The organism is Bacillus cereus group sp. N14, from assembly GCF_016483555.1.
In the GTDB taxonomy this organism is placed as follows: Bacteria; Bacillota; Bacilli; order Bacillales; family Bacillaceae_G; genus Bacillus_A; species Bacillus_A wiedmannii.
Genome location: NZ_JAEHBQ010000006.1, coordinates 216,473 through 240,982 on the forward strand (window position 1 = coordinate 216,473; position 24,510 = coordinate 240,982).

A 24,510-nucleotide genomic window follows, 5' to 3' on the forward strand; every position below is an offset into this window, starting at 1 on the left:
TCTATCCCCTCTCTTTCCTGTGAAAATGTAATGCCTCATTCTTTAAAAGTTCTTCATACGTTCCGCTTTCTATCATTTCCCCTTTATTTAAAATAAGAATATGATCCATCTGTTTCATCCAGTGAAGACGATGTGTTGCAAGAAATACTAGCTTACCTTCAAACAGACGTAACATCGCTTGCTTTATTTCAAATTCAGTTTCAATATCAAGATGTGCTGTAGGCTCGTCTAATAAAATAATTGGCTTTTTGCTTAAAAGTGCACGCGCCATAGCGACACGTTGTTCTTGCCCGCCACTAAGCATACGTCCACCTTCTCCAATTCTTTCATACATCCCGTTCGGAAGCGATGTAACGAGTGAACGAAGACCAACTTCATTAATAACTCTTTCCACTTCTGCATCAGTTATATTTGTTTCATAGAAACAAATGTTATCTTTTAATGAAAGCGGGAAAATATAAGGTTGCTGCGGAATATAAGCAATATTCTTTTGCCAATCTTCTCGAGTAGACCCGTCAATTTTCACACCATTTATTATCAGCTTTCCACCCGAAGGAGTTAAAAATCCTGCTAATACGTCAATTAACGTCGATTTCCCTGCCCCACTTTCACCAATTACACCTATAGCGCCGGTGCCTTTCCAAGTAAAATCAATTCCCTCTAATATAGCTTTTTCAGATTCATTATTCTTTACTTTTACATCTTGTAATTTCAAGTTACTAGAGGCATTCCATATTAAACCTACATTAGATTCTTTCGTTCCTATTTCTTTTTGTTGCTGTAAAATCTCTTCTATTTGCTCCATTGCAAGTTGTCCATCTAACGTAGCATGATAATTCGCTCCAACTTGTTTAATCGGCAGAAAATATTCTGGAGCTAAAATTAAAATCGTAAGGGCTGGCAATAGTACAATTGTCCCATCTATTAAACGTATCCCTAATCCGACTGCCACAAATGCGATTGATAAGCTCGTAAAGAAATCTAATGCAAAAGAAGAAAGAAAAGCAACTCGCAAAGTACGCATCGTTGCTTTTCTATATCTTTTACTTACTTTTTCAATCTTTCCTTCGTGCTGTTTACTTTTACCTAAATACTTTAATGTTTCTAATCCTTTTAACGTATCTACAAAATGATTAGAAAGAACACGATATGTTTCATATTGGCTATCCGCCATTTTCTGCGCTGCTAATCCTAATAGGATCATAAAAATAATTACGATAGGAATCGTTACAACTAAAATGATTCCAGACTCAATATCTAGCGTAAAAACGTATAGTACAATTAACCCCGGTACGATACTACTTCTAATCATTTTAGGAATTGTTAATTCAATATATGTTTTAAATTTCTCAATACCTTCTATCGATAAGGTAACCAAATGACCCGTTCCAGCAGTTTGAACATACCGTGGACCTAATGTAAAATACGCCTCTATTAATTGTTTTCTCAGTAGCGATCCTGTTTTTTCAGCGAAACGTTCCACTAATATTTGCGATATTCTAACTAGCATGTGACGTACTGCAAACATGATTCCAAAATAAACAGTTTCATTTAACACAGATTGCACTGTTTCTCCTTGAAATAAAAACGTAATAGCCCGCGCTAAAAACACTGTTTGCGCAATAATACTTATAGCTTCTAAAATGCTAATGAGTGTTAACACTACATATAAAACTCGGCTACCAGGATACGATGGAAGTCCTCTTTTTCTTTTCATTAGTACTCCAAATCTTTATCTGACTTAACAGGTTGTCTAAACACATAGAAACTCCATATTTGACTTCCCAAAACAAATGGCAATATAGCAATTGAAAAATACGTCATCAGTTTTAGTGCATAATCTCCCGATGCTGCATTATAAATTGTTAAATCGTATATTGACCCTAACGAGCTAATTAAGACACGTGGGAACATGCCGGCAAACACACTCGCACTTAGTAAAATGATTGTTAAACTCGTCATAACGAAAGCCCAACCATCTCTTCTTCTTTTATTTAATAATGTTGACGCACATAATGCTACAAAAGCTCCGATCGGAACCATAATCCACTCTGTACCATGACCAATGAATATATCTGTTTTCCATAACCCTACACCGGCAAAAATAAGAAGTGCTATAATTGCAAGCGGTGCAATTTTCAACGCAGCAATACGCGCACGTTCTCTTAACTTACCAGTTGTACGTATAGTAAGGAATTGCAATCCGTGAACAATACATAGCAGAAGGAACATAACTCCTCCAAGTAATGCAAATGGATGAAGTAATGGTAAGAATCCACCTACAGCATTTTTCGTCTCATCAATTGGAATACCTACCATAAAGTTAGCAATGGCAACTCCCCAAAGGATTGGTGGTAGTAAACTTCCTAAAAACATACCCCAATCCCAAAAACCTTTCCATTTATGATTGTCTATTTTCGCACGGAATTTAAAGGAAACACCTCTTATAATTAAAGCAAGAAGCATAAACACAAAAGGAATGTAAAACCCACTAAATAAAGTTGCATACCAGTGCGGGAATGCCGCGAACATAGCACCACCAGCACAAACAAGCCATACTTCATTTGCGTGCCAAAATGGACCGATTGTATTTAAATATATTCTTTTCTCTAAATCGTTTTCCCCTAAAAACCTTGAAACTATACCTACACCGAAATCGAAACCTTCAAGTACAAAGAATCCGACGAATAAAACCGCAATAATAATAAACCACAACTCATTAAGAGATAACATACTCATCCTCCTTATCAAATGGATCATGGCTTTGAGAATCCTGTTTCGCTTTCTTATTCTCATGTCCTTTAATGATACGAACGAATAAGTAAACTGTAATTCCACCTATAATTAAATATAGTGATGTGAACGAAACTAAAGAGAATAATACTTCTCCGAACGTAACATTTGGAGATACAGCATCTTCCGTTTTCATAACACCGAAAACTACCCAAGGCTGACGTCCCATTTCAGTCATAATCCATCCTACTGTATTACCGATAAACGGTAGTGAAATTGCATACACCATTAATTTTAAATACCAAGTTTTTTCAGCTAATCGATCTTTTCTTGATAAGAACCATCCGTACGCTCCTAGAAGAAGCATAAATGTTCCACTCATTACCATCGCTCTAAAACTCCAGAACATAGTGTGTACTGGTGGAATATAATCTCCAGGCCCATATTTTTCTTCATATTGCTTTTGAATTTGATTCATCCCTTCTACTTGCCCGCTAAATTTATCATATGATAATAGACTTAGCATATAAGGGATTTGAATTTCAAACGAATTTTCTTGCTTCTCTGCATCAATTTTTGCAAATACTGTAAATGGCGCTGGATCCTCACTCGTATTCCATAACGCTTCAGCTGCTGCCATTTTCATTGGGTGTGTCTTAATTAATTGTTGTGCTTGCGCATGACCGAAGAATAATACTAGCGCAGTTGTAAGTGTTCCAACAATGATAGAAATGCGGAACGATTTTTTAAACACTTCAGTTTCTTGTGATTTAGTTATTTTCCATGCACTCACACCTGCAATAAAGAAGGCACCAGTTGCAATTGCCGCTGTAATTGTATGCGGGAATTGTACCCATAATTGTGGGTTTTGAATAATTGCTAAGAAATCATTCATTTGTGCACGTCCATCTGCTGCCATTTCATATCCTACTGGTGATTGCATAAATGCACTTGCAGTTAAAATCCAAAATGCAGATAACATTGTTCCAATTGAAAGGAGCCAAATACATAAAAGGTGAATTCGCTTCGGTAATTTATCCTCGCCGAATACCCATAAACCTAAGAATGTAGACTCAATGAAAAATGCTAATAAACCTTCAATCGCTAGTGATGGACCAAACACATCACCTACAAAACGTGAATAGGTTGACCAGTTCATACCAAACTGGAATTCTTGTAAAATACCAGTTACTACACCTACCGCAAAGTTTACAAGGAATATTTGTGTCCAAAACTTTGTCATCTTTTTATAAATTTCTTGTCCCTTTACCACGTATAACGTTTGCATTAACGCAATGATAAAAGCTAAACCAATAGACAGCGGAACAAAAAAGTAATGGAAAATCGTTGTTGATGCGAATTGTATTCGTGCCAATTCGAGCGTTTCCATACTACAATCACTTCCTTCATAATTTTTTATATCGTAATTTCGATTGAATTGTATTAATAAAACAACTCAAATCTTAGAAATATAGAAAGATAAATTTGTTTATGTACTTTTAGAAAATATAAATTTTCAGTTTTTAAGATCATTACAAAAGAACTTTCTCATAAAATTTACCTTTTCACTATTTCAGTAGTGTTTTATCCGTTAATCGAATTGTATAATATTCCTGCATAGTAAATTCAGCGGATTTTTGACGTATTATTGACATCATTTTGTCTGAAATATGTCTTTTGGAATTTTTTTGAATTAGTTTTTTTTCATAAATAAAATGTGCTTTTTTAATATAAGACTTACTTTTATATCAATAAAATAATCATTTTTCTCTTCATACGCTTGACTTTCCTCCGAAAAAATGTCCTATGAATCAATTAGAAAATCAGCTGTTTTTTTGTCAAGAGAAAAATGCATTCCCAAAATTCAAACATGAAATAATGTTATTCAAAAATAGAAAACACCTCCCTCTTTCTAGACTAAAAATTCATTTTTTTGTCATTTTTCCAAACTGAATTAATACATAAAAAAAATACCGAGAATCAGTTAGACTCTCGGTATTTTTTAAATTATTTTGCTGTATGCTTTCTAATAGCCGGTAAAATTTCAGTAGCAATTAATTCAATGTTTTTCTCAATTTTATCAAATGGTACACCACCAAAATCAATTTGTGCCATAAAGCGTTGTTGCCCAAACAATTCATATTGATAAAGCATTTTTTCAATAATTTGTTGCGGGCTACCAACCATTAACGCGTCACGGTAATCTATTGCATTTGTAAATTGTTCTTTCGGATACCCACCACCGCGTAGCGTAAGCATACCAGCATTAATGTGAGGGTAGTATTCACTAAGTGCATCTTGGGAATTTTTCGCTGTATAAAATAAACTCGTTGTTGCAACGGGCAAACTTGCTGGATTGAATCCACTTTGCTCAGCCGCCTCACGGTAAGCATCTACTGATCCTTTAAAGTTAATAGCTGGACCACCTAGTGTCGTTATCATCATTGGTACACCTGCACGTCCTGCTTTAATCGCACTAGCTGGCGGGCCACCTACTGCACGCCAAATTGGTAAGTTATTATTTTTAGCTCTTGGAATAACCGCTGCATGCGCAAGCGGTGCTCTGAACTGTCCATTCCATGTTACATGTTCCTCTTTATTAATTTTTAATAAAAGATCCATCTTCTCTTCAAATAACTCTTCATAATCATTCACGTCATAACCAAGTAAGCTATATCCCCCAATACGCGATCCACGGCCAGCCACAATTTCTGCACGTCCACTAGAAATCAAATCAAGTGTAGCAAAGTCCTCGTATACTCGTACCGGATCAGATGTACTTATTATCGATGCTGAACTTGCAATTTTTATATTTTTTGTAGCTTGTGCAATAGCTCCTAAAATAACTGTATGAGCTTGCGTCGTAAAATGAGTTTGATGACTTTCACCGACAGCAAATACATCAAGTCCAGCCTCATCCGCTAACTTTGCTGTTTCAATTAATTCATGAATTCTTTGTTCTGCACTAATTTTCACTCCGTTATGTGGATTTAAAACATGATCCCCAATTGAATATAATCCAAACTCTATTCCTTTACTTGTATCCATACGGTATTTTTCCATAGTTGTTCTCTCCTTTAATTCAGTCGTATTCATTTTCTTCAATCACCATCACTTGATTAGTCAATTGATGGTGTAAAAAAAATTACTCTTGCGGCAATTCTTTTTTTTCACTATGCTTATGAACTCTCGTCATCAGCTCGTATAATATTTTCTGCTCTTCTTCACTTAAGACATCATCAAAAAACGATGATTGAAATGCAAGTTGCTCTGGCAACGCCCTCTCTAAAGCTGCTTCCCCTTGCTCTGTAAGACTAATTGTTTTCGTTTTCCAGTCTTGTTTTCGCACAATATATCCTTCTTTTTCAAGACGAGTTAACATTCGAGAAATACCACCTTGTGTAACAGTAACCTTCTCAGCTAACTCCATTTGTGTTAGTGGCTGATACGTACGTATTTGCAAAAGCACATCAAATTGAGCTGTCGTTAAATCAAAACGTTTTAAAAACTCATTTGACATCTGATTACTTTGGTTCGTAAATCGTATTAAACGTAACCATATTAATGATCCTATCGTACTATCACGCATGTTTGATCACTTCCTATCGTGAATCTTACTATCACTTTACCACTCAAGTGATAGTAATGCAAGAAATAATTTCATTTTTTATATAACTCAACTTACTTGTACTTAACTAAAGGCATCACTCGTGTAGTATTAGGTCTACTTACCATTCTCTACATCTCCATAAAAAAAGGATTAAGCTCAAACGCCAATCCTTATCATGCATTTATTTTTTGTTTTTAAAACAGTATGTTTGAAATTCACACCATCTAATCTATTATTTTCTTTTATCGTACCGTAAGTATACTGGCTTCATGTAAAACCTGTATAAGTTTGCATAAAAGGCCCTTGTTTACACCAATCGGGCTTTTACGGGATAAATCATTTAAGTTCTACTTTTACTTCCTCTTTAGACATAACATCAGGTCTATAAATTAATTCAAGATTAGAATCACCTTTTTTCGCTTCAAATGTTATGGCTCCTGTTAACTTACCGTTTGGATCTACATCTTTAATTTTAAAAATATTTTTATTACTAGTTGAAAATGTATGGTCCACAATACTTCCGTCGCCTCTTTCAAGGTAAAAATCTAATGGGTTAATTCTAACTTTTTGATTACCAATATTCTCTACTGTAACATGAACAATAACAAACTCATTACCTTTTTCCAGCTTATCATATTCTGCCACTTGTGCTATTTGTACTTTATGGACTGTTAATTTTTGATTTCTAATTTGAGTAGTTTTTTCGACACTATATTCTCTTGTATCTTCATTCTTCGTATTTTCTTTTTTGGCACTACTTTGCTCTTCCTTAGTATTATTTGATACAGTTTTAGCTACTTCTTTCTTCTCATCACATGCCGATAAACTGAAAGCTAAAGTCCCTCCTAAAGTGACTGTCGCGATTTTTTTAAACATAAATTCCCTTCCCCCAATGTGAAAATGATAAAAATCCCCAAAAACTATATATTATACTAACAGATAAATGAACAGTATATTGTCGCTATGTGTCGAATGTAGTAAGGCTATATATAAGTATGAAGTCTTACTTTGCTTCATCTCTCAACTGTTCGACATATGATAAAATCTTAACAATAAGATATCTACCTTACTTACGAACTCTTTCTTCCCATAACTATGAGTATCATAAAGTTTTAAATAAGAAAAAATTCAAATAAAATGATAAAATTAAACAAAGCACTAGTATAAAGGTGGGCAGAACATGCATATTTCTAAACAATTTATAAAACCATTTCCTGAATATGAAGACATATTTTATGATGATTTGGAACAACATAAAAAGCACTTTTTACCCATTTGTTCTATAAACTTACAATGTATTGAACCGGAATTGGAAGATTGGTTACATATTGTGTCAGCAAAAGAAATCCATGATGGTTGCGTGGGTGATTTCACCAAACTATTTCACACAAATTTTACGAAAGCAGATACATTAGGATTCGATGTCATTAATGGAAAATATAAATTTGAAGCGGATTGGAATTATTTCGAAATCGAACAAAATAATTCTGACATAATAGAACAAGCCTACGAGAGTAATGAAAGAAATTATCAAATCCGTAAAGAGTATTTTCAACGTAATCAAAAAATTTATCCTTATTCTAGCTTTGGAAAAGAAATAACATCTGTAGAAGTATTAGAACAAGAGTTTGCTGAAAAACAAACAAATGGCTGGGGATTAAATTATCCCGTGGTAAATGGTATCCTAGATGATGTTCGTTTTATGACAGAAGAAGGTGAAGAATTATTAGAAGACTGCGATAACGAAGACGAAATTTTTGACTTTACGAATCTTCTATATGTACCAAAAGATAAATATGGACATCCATTTACATATGTTGGATTTGTTACAGGATATTATTTTCAAGCTTATGGTGCCGATCGTATTTACTTATTCTTTAATAAAGAATTAAGAAAAGCAGTAATTTGTTTTGAATATACATAAGATAATTAAGAAAAGTCCATTTTGAACATTATTACTTGACTCAAAATGGACTTTTTATAAATAATTTATTTATATTTCAATTCCTCATCTACTGTGAAATGTGTAAAACCTCATATATTGTAATATCCTCCATCTCTTCAATTTCAGGCTTTACTTCATAAAATTCAAACTGACTATATCCCCACTTATCTGGGTTATACACTATTACATTCCCTTTACAATTTTCTGTATTCTGGACATTCTTATTAAAAATGCTAAATTGAGTCCCCCTCAATGAATTACTTTGAGAAATACTCCCTACATATTCAACAACATACTTACATTTCTTAAAATCATCACTTAAATTAACAACTAATGGAACACCTATATTTATTTGTTGCCATCCAAAAGATTGTAAAATATTATCGTAATACCCTTCAAAGATAAATTTGTTCATTCCTTCATGGCCATTCCAAATATATAAAGGTGCATAACAGTTATAGAAATTCCCATGCTTACCTGCCTCAGTCATTAAATATGCTTTGAAATTCAATTCTTGAAAACCATCCGTTTTATGCCCATTATCCTTTACCCTTTTCTTAATAATCTCCATATCATAATCTTTTGGCAAAATGACCTTATATTGCATTCCAATCATGTTTATCACTCACTTTCCATCTTATATACACAATGATAAGGCGATGATTGACTAACGTAAAATAGGTATAAATTATGTTTGGTATCATTTATAATGATATCGTATAAGGGGCTGTGATAAATGGAAATAAATGATCTTATTATATTCAAAACTGTAGCTAGCGAAGGTTCTATTAGTAAAGCTGCTAAAGAGTTAGGATATGTTCAGCCAAACGTAACTGAGCGAATCAAAAAATTAGAACAAGAATTAGAAACTCCTTTACTACATAGAGATAACAAAGGCGTTTCCTTGTTACCTTCTGGTGACATTTTATTAGACTACACGAATCAAATATTAACTCTAGTAGAAGAAGCAAAAGATAAAATTAAAACGAATGGTTCTTCTTATATAATTGCGACGTCACAATCTATTTTGACTAATTATGTAAGTAAGCGCATTAAAGAAAATTTCAGGAATTATCAAATATATGTAGAAAATAGTAGTCATTTGCAAAAATTACTGCAGCAACAAAAAGTTGATATGGTCATTACTTATGAGGATTACCCGGACACAGCGTTTAAAAAAGTATTTTCCACTTCAATTTCTGTAGGCTTATTAAAAGCGAAAGAAAAGTGTACCATTGACTTTTCAAAGGAACTCTTCTTCGTTAGCAATGACAAAAAGTGCCCTTTTAGAAATAGGACGATACAATTTCTAAAAGAAAATAATCTATCTCAGCATCAACTTCAACAATTAGATTCTTATTCACTCATTGAAGATTTTATAAACGATGGCAACGGAATAGCCTTTTTACCGATTAGAAATGATACATTGGTACCAATTGAAAATGTTCCAATTGAGAAATTAGCTGTTCATTTTTTTACAAATCAAAACTCTTTAAAACAAATCCCTGATGAACTATTTGATTAATATAATAGCTATAAACTAATTACATACACCAATAAAAATCCCTCCTTTATGAATCTAAAAGAGGGATTTTTATATTCTATACAATTGATTTTTCACACATTTTGCTCCACTTCTGCACTTTTCTCCTTCTTACTCTGTTTCACATTCTTCAGTCTCTTAATCGTGCCAACTAATCCTTTCGGAAAAACTAACAAGACGATAATGTACAATAAACCAAGAATAATTGTCCATCTTTCAAAAATCGGGTACGCTGTGGCTAGTTCTGATAAATAATATTTCAGTGATTCAATAATTCCAGCTCCAGCAATTGCTCCAATTAACGTTCCAACGCCTCCAATCATTGTCATCAATAATGCATTTAATGTCATTTCAATTGAAAATACAGTCGTATTAACAAAGCGTAGTGTGATAACAAATAAACCACCGCTAATTGTAGCAACTACTCCTGCAACAATACTAGCAATAATTTTATAATGAAGAACTTTATATCCTAATGCTTCAACACGTTGCTCATTTTGTGAAATTGCCTTTAATACTTTTCCAATAGAAGATTTTGTGAAAAGACGTAACAGAATAAAAATGACAATTAAACATATAAGTGTTACATAATAAAACGTAAAACGATCACGGAATAAGTCTGGTACACCAAATGTAAAACCGTCTCCTCCATGAGTGAGTCCACGCCATTTTTCAGCAAGTACGAAAAACAACTGTGAAATAGCAAGTGTTAACATTGCATAAAAATGACTTTTCAGCCGTAACGAAAGCAAACCGATTATATAACTAACAATTACTGAAATGATAATTGCAGCTACTAGCCCTATTAAAAAGTTCGTTATGGATACTCCTTGCCGATCAAATAAAAGTGCTACCCCATACGCTCCTATTCCAAAGAACATACAATGGCCGAATGATACAATTCCGGTATATCCAAGCAATACATCAAAACTCATTGCAAAAATAGCAAAGATGAAGATTTGAGTGAACAAAATTAACAAACTCCGTGAATCATTTACGAATGGAAATACACTTAAACAAATGAGCATACATACTCCGAAGTATACTTTAATTCGATTTGATGTGCTGTTCACCATTTCACCCCTTTTCACTAACAAGTCCATTTGGCTTCACGATTAAGAAAAATAGTAGCATTAACATATTGATTGCAAGTGATAAATCCGGTATAAAATACGCTGTAAAAGCACCCGCTAATCCGACAATTAAAGAAGCGATTGCTGAACCTTGTACACTTCCTAACCCTCCAATGATTACTACTATGAAAGCCAAAATTGCATACTGCATACCCATCTCGGCGAAAATAACGCCTGAATACGGTGCTAATAAGAAGCCTCCCAACGCTGCCATTCCTGCGCCTAATAAAAAGACGAAAGAAAATATCGCTTTTACGTTAATACCGAGCGCTTGAACCATCTCTTTATCCATTACGCCTGCGCGTATCATAAGACCTACCTTTGTTCTTTTGAGCAATAATAGTAAGGCAATATAAATGATAATCCCAATTAAAATAACGAATAGACGGTATTTAATTAATATAACGCCTCCAAATGTATAACTACCTTGTAGCCATAACGGTAATTTTGCTCCAATTGGATTGGGTCCCCAAAATACTTTAATACATTCACTAAGTACAAGCATTCCTCCAAGCGTCACAAGAAGCTGGCGAACATGATTTCCATATACCGGTCTAATAAGAAATCTTTCTAAAATGAATCCAAGAAACATACCCATTCCAATTGCTCCAATTAACGCTAATACATAACTACCTGTCATATTAAATAGCCAAACACCTGTAAACGCTCCCCACGCAAATAAACCACCATGTGCGAAGTTTAGAACGCTCATTAAACCGAAAATAAGTGAAAGACCTGATGCTAATAAAAAAATAAGCATCCCTGTTGAAATCCCATTTACAAATAAATTGATTAACACATCCATCCTTCTCACCCCGGATTCATGTTAAGAGATTCCTAAATATTTATGACACATTTCCTTATCCTCTTTTAATTCATGCATAAAACCGTTATGAACAATTTTTCCGTTATCCATAATATAAAAGTAATCACCAATTTGACTAGCCATCATAAAGTTTTGTTCAACGAGTAAAACTGTTGTTTTCTCCTTCATTTTTAAAATGGCTATCATTAATTTTTCTATCATAATAGGGGACAAGCCTTTACTCGGCTCATCAATAAGTAATAAACCATCACTATTTATAAATGCCCTTGAAATTGCTAGCATTTGCTTTTGTCCTCCGCTTAATAGTCCACTTTTTTTGTGCCAAAACTGCTTTAAATCCGGAAATAGTTCAAGCATCCACTCGATTTTCCCTTCCGCTTCTTCTCCCTTCCCTCTAGCAAGAGCAAATGTTTCTTCTACTGTTAAATCATGAAAAATACCTTGATTCTCTGGTACATACCCTATTCCTTTCCTTGAAATTAAATGTGTAGATAATCCATTTACTTGTTTACTATCATAATAAATTTCACCATGTGCGATATGGTGAAATCCCATAACCGAACGTAATGTCGTCGTCTTCCCTGCCCCATTTCTTCCAAACAGTACAGTAATCGTTCCTTTCTCAACAGCAAGAGATACCCCTTGTAAAATATGAAACTGATCTAAATACGTCTCTATATTATTCACTTGTAATAGTGCCACTATATAATCCCCCTAAATAAGCACTTTGTACACGCTCATCTTTCATCATTTCTTCGGGCAAACCTTCAGCTAATAACTCTCCATGGAATAAAACGATAAGATGGTCTGACAAACCTAGTACCATATCCATCTTGTGTTCAATTAGTACAATTGTACTCTCTGGATGTTTCTTAATATTTTCAATCACTTGTAAAATAGCCGGTACCTCCTCAACTGAAATACCTGCCGTCGGCTCATCCAGTAGTAACACATCCGTTTTTAAAGCTAATAACATCGCAAGCTCTAACTTTCGTTTTTCTCCATGTGCTAAATCTTTCGCTAACACATGTTCTTTCTCCTGAAGTAATACTGTTTTTAAGAAACGTCTCGCCTCTCCCACTTGTTGCTTAAATTTTGCCGGACTCGGAAAAAAACTATAGTAATCTTGCACGAACGATTGAACACTTAAACGAACATTTTCAAGTACCGTTAACTCTGGGAATATATTTGTAAGTTGAAAAGAACGACCAATTCCTAATCGAGTTCGATCTGAAATTGATAAATTTGTAATCTCTTGTCCTTTAAAATACACTTCACCCTTTGTTGGAGAAATTTGCCCACTTAGTAAATTAAATAACGTTGTCTTTCCTGCACCATTTGGTCCAATAATGGAAATTAGCTTTCCTTTTTGTACTGTCAAATTCACATCCTTAATAACATGATGCTCGCCAAAAGATACGCTAAGATTTTTCGTTTCGAGCAAATGTGTCACGAAATCCCTCCCTTTAAAGCTTTAAGTAAGAAAGAAATGCGTATAAAGAGGGTATCCCCTCTTTATACAAAAACAACAGAAAATTCAGTCTATTTATTTTGAACTGGTGGTTCTGTCTCTTTCATCGTTAATTCTCGCTCTAATACTGGCACCGGATAATCAACACCATCTTGCTTTTTCAATGTGATAGAATACAGTGTTTGCATCGCTTGGTGATCCTTTTCTCTAAACTTCATCTTTCCTTTCGGTGTATCAAATTCCATTCCTTCCATTTTCTTAATCAGTGTATCTACATCTGTATCCCCTTTTGATTTCTTTAAAGCTTCTACAATAGAAATTGCCGCGGACATTCCACCTGCTGTAAATAAATCTGGCACCGCACCATTAAATCGTTTTTTATGTTCTTCCACTAACCAATCATTCACCTTATTTTTCGGGAGTGTATGATAATAAACAGAAAAACCTTGCATTCCTACTAACGCATCCATCGTTTTTAATGCCGGTATATCTGGTGCACCTGTAGAAATTTTAATACCTTGCGCTTCCACATTCATATCCTTCAACTGTTTCCAAGGTGAATTTGCCCCTGCCCAAACGATAAATAAATAATCCGGTTTTGAGCTAATGATATTTTGAATATTTGCAGTGAAGTCAGTCGAATTCGTATCAGCATATTGCTCGTTTACAATATTCGCACCTAATTTCTTCGCTCCTGCTTTAAATGCCGCAATTCCCTCACGGCCGTAAGCATTATCTTGTGCTAACGTTGCTATTTTCACATCTTTTTTAGCAATTGCCGCCGCACCAGCGACTGCATCTTGAGATGAATTTCTACCTGTTCTAAAAATATATTTATTCCAGTTCTTCCCGGTAATACTATCAGCTACTGCTGGTTCTACAACCATTATTTTTTCATATTCTTCAGCTAGTGGTAGAACAGCTAATGTATCACTTGAACTAGACGATCCGACTAAAAAATCGACCTTCTCTTCTTCTAATAACTTCGTAGCTTTTTTAACCGCTACATCAGCTTTCGTTTCCGTATCTTCTACAACAAACTTAATCTTCTTCCCTTCAACTTTGCCAGTTCCACCAGTTGCATAGTCTAACCCTAATTCAAATCCGTTCACTGTTTGTTTTCCATATGATTCTAATGGACCTGTTAATGAAGCAAGAACCCCTACCTTAATCGTCTTTTCATCCTCTGTACTTGTTTTCTTTCCTGAACAAGCTGCCGTTATTAATAACGAACTTAAAACACAACCAGTAGCCATCATTCTTAGCCATTTACGTTTTTTCATCGACATTGTGATCCTCCCCATATTTTACTTTCTGATAGAGTCAAACACGCCAAAGTTACCCATCCGTAATTATGACTTTTCCTTTAAATCATACAAACAAATCTGTTTTAAAAATTTAATGAAGTACCTTTACATTCGCCGCCTCTTTCCAAATACCTCCATTTACCATATATTCATCTAGTATTTTTCACCACCTAATTACAGTCGCTGCCCACGTATACCCAGTCCCGGCACTAACTACTACTGCAATATCTCCAGGCTGTAATTTTCCCTGTTCATTTGCAAAGTGAAGACCAATGCAAGGATCAAGCGCTGACATATGTCCATAATGATCTAAATATACAACTTGTTCTTCTTCTAGCCCTAGTCCCTGTATCAATTCTATTAACATAGAACGTTTTGTATGCAGTGGTAACAATACTTTAATATCTTTAGGAGTTAACCCACTTTTTTTTAACGCCTCCCGAATCACCTTGTCAAAATTAGGGGTTGAAACCCGATCTAGACGTCCTTTCATACTATTAGGATCTATTACATCAATATAATGTTGCCGATTCTCAACTGTATCATAGCTCGCAACCTGCTTTGATCCACCTGCTGGAATACGTACATCTTCATGAAATGAACCATCTGTTATAATCGCACTGCCTAATATTTCACCGTTTCTAGCGTCCTTTTTCACTAAAGCTGCACTTCCGCCATCAGCGAAATTAAACATAAAACGTGAGCGTGGATTATCATAATCTACAATTTGAGATTCTTTACATCCACCTACTAATAATATATTTTCAATTGAGTTATCGGAGTAAAGCATATCTTTTGCGACTTTGAGAGCAATAGGAAAGCAAGAACTAACATTCATAATTTCAAAAGCATAAGCATTTTTTAATCCAAGTTCATGCTGAATTTTTGGGGCACTTGACCATACGTGGTAATCTTTATGTGGACTGCCAAAATAAATGACTACATCAATAGATTGAGGATCTACTTGTAATAATATTGGCTTTGCAGCAGCAATAGCTAAATCTGATGCATGCATCGTTTCATCTGCGACATGTTTTTCATATAATCCAAACTTTTCTATAATAATATTCTCAGGGATACCTGTTTTTTGAGATAGGTCTGCCGCCGTCTCTACATCTTTTGGGAAGAAAACACCAGTCGCTTCAATCCCAATATTCATTAGATTACTCCTCCTTCTTTTGGTACCATCATAGTTGCTACACCAGTTAATACTAAATCTCCTTTTTGGTTATGACACTCCGTTAACAATTTCAAAACTCTCTTTTCTATCATAAATTCTTGTACTGTTGCCGTAGCTGTAACCGTATCTCCTATAAAGACTGGTGCTGTAAATTTAATAGTTTGTTCCATATAAACAGATCCTTTTCCAGGTAAATGAATCCCAAGCAATTGTGATAATAGACTAGAAGTTAGTAAACCATGTGCTATTCTTTGATTAAATCTAGTTTGTTTCGCATACTCATGATCAATATGAATTGGATTAAAATCCCCGCTCAAACCTGCAAATAATACAAAATCCGTTTCTGTTATTGTTTTACTACATGATGCCTGTTGACCTGTACTATACATCATCATCTCTTCACCAACTTTTCAATTGATTTGCTAACTGTGCTTTTTGAATTTTACCAGTTGCATTTTTAGGCAATTCCTCTAGAAACACAATTTCTTTTGGAAGTTTATATTTTGCTAGAAATAAACGACAATGTTCAATGACTTCTTTTTCAGTTAATTCACTGCTACTATTTTTCACAATAAAGGCGATTGGAATCTCCCCCCACTTTACATGTTGCCTACCAACGACCGCTACCTCATATACCTCCGAAATCTTATTAATGACCTGCTCTACTTCAAGTGGATAAATATTTTCACCACCGGAAATTATCATATCTTTTTTTCTACCGACAATGTATACAAAACCATCTTCATCAACTTTAGCTAAATCTCCCGTATATAACCAACCATCTTGAATCGTTTCTTCTGTTGCATCTGGCCGATTCCAATACTCTTTCATTACATTCGGCCCTCTTATAAGTAATTCTCCAACTTCACCAACCTCAACTTTATTTTTGTTTTCATCAATAAGTACATACTCACAAAACAGAACTGGTTTCCCAATTGATCCTACTTTACGTCTTGCATCTTCTTCTGAAAGCATAAATACGGTTGGTGATGTCTCAGTCATACCAAAGCCTTGCCCAAATAAAAATCCTCTATCTATAAATTCTCTCATCAACTCTTCTGGACATGGAGCACCACCGTTATAAAACCAGCGAACTGATTGTAAATTTGTAGTTTCAAACTTTGCGCAATTAATTAATGCTTGATGAATTGTAGGTACACCCATCACTACAGTTACTTTATGTTTTTCTATCATGGAAAGAGCTGTGGTTGGTTCGAATTTTCTTGGAATAATGATTACGCCACCTGCAAATAAAGTTGGAAATGCGAATAAACCAATCCCACCAATATGAAATAAAGGTAATAATACAATGGAGCGGTCGTGAATAGTTAAGTCAATCGCAAATGTATTATTAAGCGCATTCCAAAACATATTTTCTTGTGTAAGTACGGCTCCTTTCGGTTTTCCAGTTGTCCCTGATGTATAACATATAATAAAGGATGCGCTTTCATTTATCTCTTCAAAGTTGTCAATTTTTCTATCTTCTATTTCTTTTAAACTTGTAATCGAAATAACTCTTTGTACATACGATACCTTCTGCATTGACAATGCCATATTGTGAAATGTTTCCTCTACAAATAAAACTATAGTTCCACTATCTTTCAACTGAAATATAAGTTCATTTTCTGTTAACCTTATATTTAGTGGAACAGCAATACATTCTACCTTTGCTATAGCAAACAAAAGCACGATATATTCCAAGCTATTTTGCGATAAAATAGCAATCCTTTCTCCTTTTTTCACATTTAATTCGTAAATTAAATATGCGGCTACTTTACTTACATACTCATGTAACTGTTTATATGTCATTTCCTCCTCTTCTGTAATAATGGCAATGCGATCTGGATGTAAATAGGACCGTTTTTCAATCCAATAAGCAATGCCTTGCATATTTTCCCCACTCCCTTATCTCTTTCTCAATCCTTCAAATATTAATGACATCGCTGCTTCAAATACATCTTCCGGAACATCTTTCTCTTCCCAATAACCCCATCGCATTCCGAGAAATTGCCCAATTGACATAAGACAATACGCAATTGTTTCTTTATCAAGTTGTTTAAACTCTCCCGCTTCCATACCCGCGGATAAACTTTTTAAAAATCCATTTGCGAGCTTTGCATAATACCATCTATATAAGTTATCATCAACAACTACTGCCTGTTGTACAATGTTATATAGATTAGGTCGATCTTTCACCCACCGAAAAAAAGCCTGAAAACCTCTTCTTTGTGCCTCTTCATAACTTGATATTCTCTTCATTTCTTCTTTAATAATTAAGCGTAACTCACGGTTCAATCTGCGAATCAATTCATCAAATATATCTTTTTTAGATGGAAAGTAATTATAGAAAGTTCCGTGCGCTACCTTTGCTTCTTGTGTAATATTCACAATAGAAGCCTCGTAATATCCTTTACTACCAAACACCTCTTCTGCAGCACACAATAATTTCTCTCTCGTCTCTAACCCTTTTGTTGTTAGATTTTTTACATCCATTATTATTTTTTCTGACACCTGAATCACCTCTTAGATTTGATTATAAATATATTTCTGAATTTTACAATTATTATTGTTAGACAAAATCCGCAAGTGTTTTTCTACACACAAAAAGGCCTAACTTAAAAATAAGTTAGGCCTTTAATCTTAATTAGAATTAAGTTCCACTTTCTCTAACCCTTCAGCTAATTGTTTCTTATCTAGCCCTTCTCCTATTACTACCAAGTTCGTCGGGAAACCGAAATCTTGTTCCAGTAAAGTTGGTACCCCAAATGAATATTGGAATAAGTGCGGGTATTTATCTCCATGGAATTTCACAAATCCTTTTACACGATAAATACTATCTGGTAAATTCGAAAGCCATTCGTATAATTTAACTTGATCAATCGATTTCGTAAATTGATATGTCATCGTTTGTATATGTAAATGCTGTTTTACATGTAGTGTCTCATGTTCTCCATCATTCGTAAATTCAGCTTCTTCTATGTCTTCTAAAGATATATTACAATATTTTGTTTCAAATAATTTCGCATGATTATTTATTGCTTTCACTTCTTCAATTACTTTGTTCTTATCCGCATCTGTTAGTAAATCTGATTTATTAATTAAAATGTGGCTACCAAACTTCAGTTGCTCATGCAATAATTGCTGAACGTTTGCACTTAATACACTTCGATTTAACCACCTTACTGCATCTAAAACGACGACAATTGATTTCACTTCTAAGAAAGGTGCTAAAATTGGTGATACACACGCATCTAACACTTCAATTGGATGTGCAACACCTGTCGTTTCTATATAAATGACATCTGGTCTTTCTTGCTGATATAACGAGTGTAATTGTATTTCAAGCTCTTCTTTTAGCGTACAACAAATACATCCTTTCAGAAGTTCCCTTAAAACATTCTCTTTTCCAATAATATCTGTATCTACCGAGTATTCACCAATTTCATTCATTAATACTGCAACTTTTCTATTCTTCTTTTTTTCCGCTAACAATAAATTTTGTAATAATGTTGATTTTCCACTTCCTAAAAAGCCACCTAATATATGAATTTCTACTTTTTTCATTTGATCGACCATCCATTTCTTTATTTCAAACGTATTCAAAGCGTAATAATTACGATTTATATTAATCATTTTATAAAAAGAATAGTGATTTGTAAATATATCTTCACTGTTCGTTTACTTCATAAGCAACTCGAATTCCAGACTCTATTGCTCCTTGCATCCATCCATGTGTTAATGTCGTATGCTCTCCTGCAAAGTGTACTTTGCCAGCTGGCGGCGTAATATACGGAAATAACTCTAACTCTTGACCTGGTTCGAAAGCCGTAAATGCGCCGCAAGAATACGGATTTTGGCTCCAGCTAAAAGATGTTCCAGTAACAAACTCACTATAGACGATGTCACCGTATATTTCCGCTAAATTTTTTAATGCGTAACGTATACGATCTCTTTGCGGGAGACTATCCCACGTTAACGCCTCATCTGCCCACGTATAACTCGCTAAAACGATAGCCGCCCCTGGTGTATGAATGCCATAACTCGGATAATATGTAAATCGTATAGGTAAATCTGTAATAGATTTACCTCCACACTGTCTCGCTTTTTCCCAAAATCTACTTTTAAACTCTATCGCAATTTTAGTCGAAGCTATATAGTTTAATTCACGAATTGCCCGTCTTTTAAAATAAGAGAATAAATGATATGGCTGAACTTCTACAAATCGTAACGCTGAAAATGGAATTGTGATAATAGCAATGTCGCCTGTTACCATAAATGGATGTAACGTTTGTCCATTTGTTACTTGCATCATCACTTTACTATCTTCCTGTATAATTTTTTCTACTTTATACGACATAAAAATATTATCTTTTAACTCAGGTAAAAATGAATTTGGTAATGTATCCATTCCGCCCGTTATCTCATAATATTTTGTCGTTGAAGTAAAAAAGATCATTTCACGTAATACTTCAATTAAAGACATTCCCATATATGCTTCCATATCTAGAAGTACCCCAATCATATCTATTGCTCCATCTGAATAATACTCGCTTAAAAATGATCCGAGCGAATATGTTTTATACTTTTTTTCAACGATGATCCAGTTTTTATTAGGATCTTTTTTTATAAAATTAAGTATTGGTTCTATTACTACTAACATTAACTCTTCTGCTGTTTTTCCTTTTTCGTTCTCTACAATGGGATATCCAAGTATACTTGGATTTTTTTCAAACACGCTCAATCTCGTTTTAATATTATTCGTATAAATAATATCTGAAGCGGTTTTATTTATAAAAAGATTTAATGGTAATTTAAATTTACGAATGTAAGCTAAAGTTAACTCGTGTGTTTCAGGAATTCGCATTGGCCCTGCATTAAAATATAAGCCTCTGCTAAACGGTTCACGGATCGTATATATTCTTCCGCCTATTCGGTTATTCGCTTCTAAAATTGTTATGCTATGCCCTGATTCTTTCAATAACGATGCTGCAACTAATCCTGAAATTCCTGCACCAGCAATAATAATTTGCTTTGGATTCTTCGTTTTTACGAGCCCCACATTAATAATATGGAGCATTCTTTCCATCGTTAATGGCTGCATCATGCCCTTTTCCCCTTCGATAAAGGATTTTATTGCATTATATTCGGTTCACTGACTTCCTATGTTTCGTGCAAGAAATTGCACGGATACATTTTCAAATACTTGAATATCTTTTATAAAATGTAATAAACTAGATATGAATCTATAGAAGTAAGACGTATTATCTTACATAATAAAATCAATGAAATTGCGAGGAATTTTAAAATGAAAAAAGGGATTAACCGTGTAGTATTAGTAGGAACAGGAGCAGTTGGATGTAGTTATGCTTACTGCATGATTAACCAAGCTGTAGCTGAAGAATTTGTTTTAGTTGATGTAAACGAGGCAAAAGCTGAAGGAGAAGCAATGGATTTAAGTCATGCTGTTCCATTCGCTCCAGCTCCAACTAGAGTATGGAAAGGTAGCTACGAAGATTGTAAAGATGCTGATCTTGTAGTTATTACGGCTGGATTACCACAAAAGCCAGGCGAAACACGTTTAGATTTAGTTGAGAAAAACGCGAAAATCTTTAAACAAATCGTTCGTAGTATTATGGATAGCGGATTTGATGGTATCTTCTTAATCGCCACTAACCCTGTCGATATTTTAACTTACGTAACTTGGAAAGAATCTGGTTTACCAAAAGAACGTGTAATCGGTTCTGGTACAACTCTTGATTCTGCTCGTTTCCGCTATATGTTAGGTGAGTATTTCGATATTGGTCCACACAACATTCATGCTTATATTATTGGAGAACATGGTGATACGGAACTTCCTGTTTGGAGTCACGTATCCATTGGCATTCAAAAACTACAAACGCTTCTTGATAAAGACAACACATACACGCAAGAAGATTTAGACAAAATCTTCATAAATGTTCGTGATGCAGCTTACCATATTATTGAGCGAAAAGGTGCAACTTACTATGGTATTGGTATGTCACTTCTACGTGTTACTAAGGCGATTTTAAACGACGAAAATAGTGTATTAACAGTTTCAGCTTACTTAGAAGGTCAATACGGTCAAAAAGATGTTTATATCGGTGTACCTGCTGTTTTAAATCGCGGCGGTGTTCGTGAAATTTTAGAAGTGGAATTAAGTGAAGAAGAAGAATTAAAATTCGATCACTCTGTTCAAGTATTGAAAGAAACAATGACACCTGTTCTTTAATCGTGTATGCAAAAAAGCAATCCAATTTATTTTGGATTGCTTTTTCATTGCTCGCTCATTGAAAACATCAGTTATTTTCTATTTTTTAATTGATTCCTCATTATTTACATTAAGTACATCTAATAAGAAGATGAAGATTGGTATACCGATAATAAGCCCCCATATTCCAAGGAAATGTTCTGAGAAGATGAGAATCATAAATGTATAAAAGATTGGCAAATTCGTTTTCGCAGACATAAACTTCGGATTTAAAAAATAACTTTCAAGAGCATGGATTATTGTAATGAACACAAGTATGTATACAACGTACATAACTCCACCTACGTTATAAGCAATAATACATAGCGGGAACAAGGAAATGATTACACCGGCAACAGGAATCAAACCGAGTAGAAAGACCATGACAGCCAATACAAGAAGCTGAGGAAACCCTAAAATCACAAGTGCAATTACAGTGAGTACACAATTGACAACTGCAATTAAAAACTGTGCTTCAATTACTTTACCGAACGATCTTGCAAACCTTTCGCCAAAATATGCAATCTCCTCATAAAAAACCTTCGGACTACTATCTTTAAATTTCGAAGTAAATGATATTATGCGCTCTTTTTCTAACAAGAAAAATAAACTTAAAATAAGAGAGAGTAGTATTTGCAAACTGACTTTTCCTATATTTGCAATCGATTGATATATGACATCTACACCTTGTTCTATATATTTTGATACTTCCATCCCATTAATTGTTGAGAGTGCATATTTAATGATTTCATTATCAGGTGGATTTTGAAAAAACAACTTAAATTGATAAATTAATTGAGAAATTTGTATCGTTAGCACAGGTAAATATTTATACAATGTCGTGCCAATAAAGGAAACTAATATGATATACAAACATGCGATAACAATTTTCCGATTCACTTTCAACTTCTTTGAAATAAAACGTTGAAACCGATCCATTAAAAACGTCAGTATAAACGTAATCAATATTAAATTAATCATACTTTTTAATCCGTATAATACAAGCGCTACTATTATTAAAACGAGAAACCGTTGAAACCCTCTGCTTCGAAAGAAATCTTTCACTTCATTCATTAAGTTTTAACCTCCCCCTTCAATGGATGGAAATTGAATATATTACATTTTATGAGCTTCTATAGACAATCTTTCTTACTAATTGAGCAGAATCCTTTTTTTCTTTTTATATTGTTAGATTCTTTTTATATTAGCCGATCAACATAATTTAGCGGCGCTCTTTTTTTCGTTTACCCTTTTACAGTTTTGGTGATCTTCTATTTTTAGACTGTTGTTCATACGCATATCCAATATTGAACAGATCCTTTTCACCGAATTGTCTCCCGACAAACACTGCACCTACTGGCTCTCCATTGTTATCATATCCTGCTGGCACAGCTAATTCTGGATAGCCAGCTACAGCTGATAGAAGAACTTCATCGTTGCTAATCATAACTAAAGCATCCAAACCTTTTTCTACTAAATACCTATCTAGCTCTTTTCTAGTATTTTCTTGACTCGTTTGCACTACTTTTTGAACCTCATCTTTTGTTATAGCAGATTTTTCAGATCCCTCAATTAATGTTTGTCCATATTTTATTCGTCTATTACTATCCTTTTTATTAAACGTTATAATCTCTTCTAGCGATTTTACCGGTACATTTTTTTGCTTTGAAAGATAATCGTTAACATTATGTTTGAACTCATATTCTAACGTTTGCAAATTATCTACACCCTCAGCGTTTAACTGAATATCATCAGTCAAGATCGCACCTGCATCTTGAAGGTCTTTTCTAATCTTTTCTGCTACTTCTTTTCTATTTTCATCTTGTCGGTCTATTGAAAATAGAACTCCTACTTTTTTCCCTTTCAATCCGTCTATTGATAAGTCCTTCGTATAATCAATTCTTTCTTTATCTTTCATTTTTTCTGTCATAGCATCTTTTTCATCAAAACTTACCATTATGTTAAATAACGTTGCCGCATCCTTTACCGTTTGTACATTATCTTTTACGATAACTGGCATGCCGTATAAGTTCGACTTCTTATTGAAAGATCTTTCTTTATCTAGCTTTCGCGCTTCTTCCATTGCATTTGGATTAATCTCTGTAACAGCATTTAATGATATTCCATTTTGGTCATGTTCTTGTATTCTAAAAAGATAAATACTCGTTAATTCTTCATATGATAATTTCCCATCATCAATCATTTTTTGAAGCTCATCTACAGTCGCATTTACGACTTCTTTTTCTTTTATCTTTACATTTTCTATATTAATTCCTTTCAACTGATTATGTATCGGTTTTAACACTCTATCTTTATCATATACGATACGCTCCGGTTCCTTTGGAAAATAATTTTTATACACGTAATATCCTCCGGCACATGCCAATAGGACAATACCTCCAGCGATCGACAACGTTACCTTTACCCACTTTTTCATGTTGTTTCCTCCACTCTAAAAGTTGCTCCATTGTATTGAAAAAGAGAGTTATCCTCA

23 protein-coding genes are annotated in these 24,510 nt (G+C 34.2%); 3 read left to right on the top strand and 20 right to left on the bottom strand.

The annotated features are described in order from the left end of the window. Position 1: 1 nt before the first annotated feature. The 6 genes from cydD to JDS82_RS12045 form a co-directional block, all read right to left on the bottom strand. Positions 2-1,717 (bottom strand): thiol reductant ABC exporter subunit CydD, encoded by a 1,716-nt coding sequence (cydD, locus tag JDS82_RS12020; protein WP_199713372.1) that lies wholly within the window; start codon positions 1,715-1,717, stop codon positions 2-4. Next, positions 1,717-2,733: a cytochrome d ubiquinol oxidase subunit II gene (gene cydB, locus JDS82_RS12025; protein ID WP_064470220.1), complete on the bottom strand. Its 1,017-nt coding sequence runs from the start codon at positions 2,731-2,733 to the stop codon at positions 1,717-1,719. Before cydB ends, cydD begins: the two co-directional genes overlap by 1 nt. Then, positions 2,720-4,123, bottom strand: a complete 1,404-nt coding sequence (gene cydA, locus JDS82_RS12030; protein ID WP_060630475.1) for a cytochrome ubiquinol oxidase subunit I — start codon at positions 4,121-4,123, stop codon at positions 2,720-2,722. Before cydA ends, cydB begins: the two co-directional genes overlap by 14 nt. Before the next feature lie 617 nt (positions 4,124-4,740). Continuing rightward, complete coding sequence (locus JDS82_RS12035) at positions 4,741-5,796, bottom strand: LLM class flavin-dependent oxidoreductase (RefSeq protein ID WP_199713373.1); 1,056 nt, start codon at positions 5,794-5,796, stop codon at positions 4,741-4,743. 82 nt (positions 5,797-5,878) lie between these two features. Continuing rightward, entirely contained in the window at positions 5,879-6,322 is a 444-nt protein-coding gene (locus JDS82_RS12040) for a MarR family winged helix-turn-helix transcriptional regulator (RefSeq protein WP_199713374.1), read from the bottom strand. A 357-nt stretch (positions 6,323-6,679) separates the two neighbouring features. Next, on the bottom strand, positions 6,680-7,219 hold the full coding sequence (locus JDS82_RS12045) for a DUF4352 domain-containing protein (protein WP_000473160.1): 540 nt from the start codon (positions 7,217-7,219) through the stop codon (positions 6,680-6,682). A 304-nt stretch (positions 7,220-7,523) separates the two neighbouring features. On the opposite strand from JDS82_RS12045, the gene JDS82_RS12050 reads away from it, so the two are divergent. Beyond that, positions 7,524-8,267 (top strand): siderophore biosynthesis protein, encoded by a 744-nt coding sequence (locus JDS82_RS12050; RefSeq protein ID WP_199713375.1) that lies wholly within the window; start codon positions 7,524-7,526, stop codon positions 8,265-8,267. A gap of 88 nt (positions 8,268-8,355) precedes the next feature. On the opposite strand, the gene JDS82_RS12055 is transcribed toward JDS82_RS12050, so the two are convergent. Further along, positions 8,356-8,904, bottom strand: coding sequence for a DUF4865 family protein (locus JDS82_RS12055; protein WP_048561100.1), 549 nt, complete (start codon positions 8,902-8,904; stop codon positions 8,356-8,358). A 120-nt stretch (positions 8,905-9,024) separates the two neighbouring features. Here JDS82_RS12055 and JDS82_RS12060 point away from each other — a divergent pair, with 120 nt between their 5' ends. After that, on the top strand, positions 9,025-9,813 hold the full coding sequence (locus JDS82_RS12060) for a LysR family transcriptional regulator (protein ID WP_199713376.1): 789 nt from the start codon (positions 9,025-9,027) through the stop codon (positions 9,811-9,813). Positions 9,814-9,905: 92 nt separating this feature from the next. On the opposite strand, the gene JDS82_RS12065 is transcribed toward JDS82_RS12060, so the two are convergent. The 11 genes from JDS82_RS12065 to JDS82_RS12115 form a co-directional block, all read right to left on the bottom strand. Beyond that, entirely contained in the window at positions 9,906-10,859 is a 954-nt protein-coding gene (locus JDS82_RS12065; protein ID WP_048561510.1) for a branched-chain amino acid ABC transporter permease, read from the bottom strand. 49 nt (positions 10,860-10,908) lie between these two features. Further along, positions 10,909-11,769: a branched-chain amino acid ABC transporter permease gene (locus JDS82_RS12070; protein ID WP_064449345.1), complete on the bottom strand. Its 861-nt coding sequence runs from the start codon at positions 11,767-11,769 to the stop codon at positions 10,909-10,911. Between the two features lie 21 nt (positions 11,770-11,790). After that, the gene (locus JDS82_RS12075; protein WP_199713377.1) at positions 11,791-12,492 is read right to left on the bottom strand and encodes an ATP-binding cassette domain-containing protein; all 702 of its coding nucleotides are present in this window, start codon (positions 12,490-12,492) and stop codon (positions 11,791-11,793) included. Continuing rightward, entirely contained in the window at positions 12,470-13,243 is a 774-nt protein-coding gene (locus JDS82_RS12080; protein ID WP_064449344.1) for an ABC transporter ATP-binding protein, read from the bottom strand. Before JDS82_RS12080 ends, JDS82_RS12075 begins: the two co-directional genes overlap by 23 nt. An 89-nt stretch (positions 13,244-13,332) precedes the next feature. Next, positions 13,333-14,550 carry a substrate-binding domain-containing protein gene (locus JDS82_RS12085; RefSeq protein ID WP_199713378.1) on the bottom strand — a complete coding sequence of 406 codons (1,218 nt, stop codon included), beginning with the start codon at positions 14,548-14,550 and terminating at the stop codon, positions 13,333-13,335. Between the two features lie 181 nt (positions 14,551-14,731). Next, positions 14,732-15,727, bottom strand: a complete 996-nt coding sequence (locus JDS82_RS12090; RefSeq protein WP_199713379.1) for a 3-oxoacyl-ACP synthase — start codon at positions 15,725-15,727, stop codon at positions 14,732-14,734. Next, the gene (locus JDS82_RS12095) at positions 15,727-16,143 is read right to left on the bottom strand and encodes a MaoC family dehydratase (RefSeq protein WP_199713380.1); all 417 of its coding nucleotides are present in this window, start codon (positions 16,141-16,143) and stop codon (positions 15,727-15,729) included. The genes JDS82_RS12090 and JDS82_RS12095 overlap by 1 nt, the downstream gene beginning before the upstream one ends. A 4-nt stretch (positions 16,144-16,147) precedes the next feature. Next, positions 16,148-17,638, bottom strand: coding sequence for an o-succinylbenzoate--CoA ligase (locus JDS82_RS12100; RefSeq protein WP_199713381.1), 1,491 nt, complete (start codon positions 17,636-17,638; stop codon positions 16,148-16,150). A gap of 15 nt (positions 17,639-17,653) precedes the next feature. After that, entirely contained in the window at positions 17,654-18,259 is a 606-nt protein-coding gene (locus tag JDS82_RS12105) for a TetR/AcrR family transcriptional regulator (protein ID WP_001290802.1), read from the bottom strand. Between the two features lie 129 nt (positions 18,260-18,388). After that, positions 18,389-19,312, bottom strand: coding sequence for a CobW family GTP-binding protein (locus JDS82_RS12110; protein WP_048566570.1), 924 nt, complete (start codon positions 19,310-19,312; stop codon positions 18,389-18,391). A 103-nt stretch (positions 19,313-19,415) separates the two neighbouring features. Then, complete coding sequence (locus JDS82_RS12115; protein ID WP_000983554.1) at positions 19,416-20,852, bottom strand: flavin monoamine oxidase family protein; 1,437 nt, start codon at positions 20,850-20,852, stop codon at positions 19,416-19,418. A 201-nt stretch (positions 20,853-21,053) separates the two neighbouring features. Between JDS82_RS12115 and JDS82_RS12120 the strand changes: the two genes are divergently transcribed. Beyond that, entirely contained in the window at positions 21,054-21,998 is a 945-nt protein-coding gene (locus JDS82_RS12120; RefSeq protein WP_064056563.1) for an L-lactate dehydrogenase, read from the top strand. Between the two features lie 78 nt (positions 21,999-22,076). Here the strand turns inward: JDS82_RS12120 and JDS82_RS12125 are convergent, their stop codons facing one another. Next, positions 22,077-23,090, bottom strand: coding sequence for an AI-2E family transporter (locus JDS82_RS12125; protein ID WP_199713382.1), 1,014 nt, complete (start codon positions 23,088-23,090; stop codon positions 22,077-22,079). A 178-nt stretch (positions 23,091-23,268) separates the two neighbouring features. Next, the gene (locus JDS82_RS12130) at positions 23,269-24,453 is read right to left on the bottom strand and encodes an amidase family protein (RefSeq protein ID WP_064056562.1); all 1,185 of its coding nucleotides are present in this window, start codon (positions 24,451-24,453) and stop codon (positions 23,269-23,271) included. Between the last annotated feature and the right edge of the window lie 57 nt (positions 24,454-24,510).